Annotated in this window: 1 protein-coding gene; it reads right to left on the bottom strand. The window is 75.3% G+C overall.

Annotated elements, in window-relative coordinates; all coding sequences use genetic code 11:
- Positions 1-3,718: SDR family NAD(P)-dependent oxidoreductase (locus ACFWP2_RS39485; RefSeq protein WP_380460949.1), on the bottom strand; the 3,718-nt coding region annotated here is incomplete at both ends.

Here is a 3,718-nt window from a genome sequence, read left to right as displayed (position 1 = left end):
GAGCCCAACCAGAGCGGTCGGTCCTCACCACGGTCCTGGCCGTAGGTGGCCAGCAGGGCCTGCGCCTCGATCGGGTCGCCCAGCGTGGTACCGGTGCCGTGCGCCTCGACCACGTCGACGTCGCTCGCCGACAGCCCGGCGTTGGCCAGGGCCTGCTCGATCACCCGCTGCTGGGACGGCCCGTTGGGCGCGGTCAGCCCGTTGGAGGCACCGTCCTGGTTGACGGCGGAGCCGCGGACCACGGCCAGCACCTGGTGCCCGTTGCGCCGGGCGTCCGACAGGCGCTCCAGGACCAGGACACCGACGCCCTCACCCCAGACCGTGCCGCCGGCGCCGGTGGCGAACGGGCGGCACTGCGCGTCGGGGGCGAGCGCACCCTGGCGGCTGAACTCCACGAACGGGTCCGGGGTCGACATCACCGCGACGCCGCCGACCAGGGCGAGGGTGGACTCGCCGCCGCGCAGCGACTGCGCCGCCAGGTGCAGCGCCACCAGCGAGGAGGAGCACGCCGTGTCGATCGACAGCGTCGGCCCCTCCAGACCGAGGGTGTAAGCCACCCGACCCGACACGATGCTGCCACTGCCGAACGCACCGAAGTAGTCGTGGTACATCACCCCGGCGAACACACCGGTGCGGCTGCCCTTCAGCGAGACCGGATCGATCCCCGCACCCTCCAACGCCTCCCAGGAACTCTCCAGCAGCAACCGCTGCTGCGGATCCATCAACAGCGCCTCACGCGGCGAGATCCCGAAGAACCCGGCGTCGAACGCGCCGGCCTCGTGCAGGAACCCACCCTCGCGGACGTAGCTGGTGTCGGGGCGCTCGCGGGTCGGGTCGTAGATCCGGTCGATGTCCCAGCCCCGGTTGTCCGGGAAGGCGCTGATCGCGTCGCTCTCGCCGATCACCAGGTCCCACAGCTCCTGCGGCGAGGTCACCCCGCCCGGGTAGCGGCAGGCCATGCCGACGATCGCGATCGGCTCGTCGGTACGGGCGGCGCTCGCCCGGGCGGCCTTGCGCGGGCCGGACTTGACGCCGCTGAACCGGGTGACCAGGTAGCCGGCCAGCGCCTCGGGTGACGGGTAGTCGAAGACCAGCGTGGCGGGCAGCCGGTGGCCGGTCTCGGCGGTCAGGGCGTTGCGCAGTTCGACGGCGGCCAGCGAGTCGAAGCCGAGGTCCTGGAAGGCCCGGCCCGGGTCGATCGCCTCCGCGGAGGCGTGCCCAAGCACGGCCGCGACCTGGCCCCGGACCAGCTGGAGCAGCGCGTCCGCGCGCTCCTGCTCGCCGAGTTCGGCCATCCGGTCGGCGAAGGAGAACTCCGAACCCTCGACCGCCACCGCCTCGCGGCGCACCGTACGGCCCACCAGGGAGCGGAACACCGGGGCGAGCGCGGCGCCCTGGCGGCGCAGCGCCGCCAGGTTCAGCCGCACCGGGGCCAGGGCCGCCAGCCCGGTGGCCCGGGCCAGGTCGAAGAGCGCCACGCCGTCCTCGGCGGACAGCTCGGTCATGCCACCGCGCGAGATCCTCGCCCGGTCGGCCTCCTCCAGGGAGCTGGTCATGCCGCCGACCGGGGCCCAGGGCCCCCAGGCCAGCGAGAGGGCAGGCAGGCCGAGCGCGTGGCGCCGGGCGGCCAGCGCGTCCAGGAAGGAGTTGGCGGCCGCGTAGTTGCCCTGACCCGGTGCGCCCACCAGCCCGGCGACCGAGGAGAACAGCACGAAGGCGTGCAGCGGCGCGTCCGCGGTGAGCTCGTGCAGGTTGAGCGCGCCGTCCACCTTGGGCCGCAGCACGGCGTCGATCCGCTCGGGGGTCAGCGAGGCGACCACGCCGTCGTCGAGCAGCCCGGCGGCGTGCACCACGGCGGTGAGCGGATGCTCGGCCGGGATCTCGGCCAGCACCTCGGCGAGCGCGGCACGGTCGGCCACGTCGCAGGCCCGGGCGGTGACCTGCGCGCCGAGCCCGGTGAGTTCGGCGGTCAGCTCGTCCGCGCCGCCGCGCCGGCTGAGCAGCAGCAGGTGGCGCGCGCCGAGGGCGGTGACCAGGTGCCGGGCGAGCACCGGGCCGAGGCCCCCGGTCGCGCCGGTCAGCAGGACGGTGCCCTCGGGGTCGAGCTCCGGCGCGGCCTCGACGGTGAGCTCGGCGGCGGTCAGCCGGGCGGCGCGGGCCGCGCCGGCGCGGATCGCCACCTGCGGCTCACCACTGGCCAGTACGGAGGCGGCGAGCGCCTCGGCGTCGGCGTCCGCATCGAGGTCCAGCAGCACGAAACGGTCGGGGTTCTCCGACTGCGCCGAGCGCAGCAGGCCCCACACCGCGGCGCCCGCCAGGTCGGCCACCTCCTCCCCGGCGAGCGAGAGCGCGCCGCGGGTGACCACGATCAGCGGCCGTGGGTCCTCGTCCTGTGCCGCGGCCAGCGCCACGTGGACGGCCGCCCGGACGGCCTCGGCGTCGTTGCCCGCCACGCTGTGCAGGAGGCGGTAGTCGGCCTCGTCTGCCGTCTCGGCCAGTTGGATCGGGCTCCAGCCGAGCCGGAACAGCGCGTCGCTCGAAGGGCCCTGCTGCCGGCGCAGGTTGGTCAGCGGGCGGGAGGCCAGCGAGGTCACCGAGGCGACCGGGGCGCCGGTGGCGTCGGCCAGGTCGACGGCGAAGGAGTGCGCTCCGGTGGCGAGCAGCCGCACCCGCAGCACCGAGGCGCCGACCGCGTGCAGCGAGACGCCGGAGAACATGAAGGGCAGGCGGGCGGTCTCGTCGTCGGAGCCGTCACCGAGCAGGGCGAGCGCGTGCAGTGCGGCGTCGAAGGCGGCCGGGTGCAGGCCGAACCGGCCCGCGTCGGCGGCCGGGCGATCGGCCAGGCGGACCTCGGCGAACAACTCGTCACCGCGCTGCCAGGCGGCGTGCAGGGCCTGGAAGGTCGGGCCGTAGTGCAGGCCTGAGGCGGCGTGCCGCTCGTAGAGGCCGGCGGTCTCCAGCATCTCGGCACCGGCCGGCGGCCACTCGGTGAGGCGTTCACCCGTGCGCGCGGGCGCCTGGCCGAGCAGGCCGGAGGCGTGCAGGGTCCACGGGACTTCGGCGGCCGCGCTCTCGGCGCGCGAGTAGACGCTCACCGTACGGCTGCCGGCGGCGTCGGGGGTGCCGACGGTGACCTGCACCCGGATGCCGTCCTGCTCGGGCAGGACCAGCGGCACCTCAAGGGTGAGCTCCTCCAGGTGGCCGCAGCCGACCTGGTCGCCGGCCCTGATGGCCAGTTCGACCATGGCGGTGCCGGGCACCACGACCCGGTCGCCGACCACGTGGTCTGCCAGCCACGGGTGGGTGCGCACCGAGAGCCGCCCGGTGAGCACCGCGCCGTCCGAGTCCGCCAGCATGGTGGCCGCGCCGAGCAGCGGGTGCTCGGTGGAGTCCAGGCCGGCGGAGGCGACGTCACCGACCGAGGCCGGGAGCTCGACCCAGAAGCGGCTGCGCTGGAAGGCAGTGGTGGGCAGGTCAACCCGGGCGGCCCCCGGGAACAGGGTGCCCCAGTCGGGCGAGCAGCCGGCGATGTGCAGTTGGGCCAGCGCGGTGAGCAGGGTGTCCGGCTCGGGGCGCTCGCGCCGGGTGGCGGCGGCGAGCACGGCCTCCTCGGAGTCCAGGCACTCGCGGGCCAGCCCGGTCAGCACCGCGTCGGGACCCAGCTCCACGAAACGGGTGACGCCCGCGGCCTCCAGCGCCCGGACACCGTCGTGGAAGC

The organism is Kitasatospora sp. NPDC058444 (genome assembly GCF_042721415.1).
Taxonomy (GTDB): Bacteria; Actinomycetota; Actinomycetes; order Streptomycetales; family Streptomycetaceae; genus Kitasatospora.
Note: the sequence above shows the minus strand (reverse complement) of the source record. Positions and strands in the feature narration are given on the sequence as shown.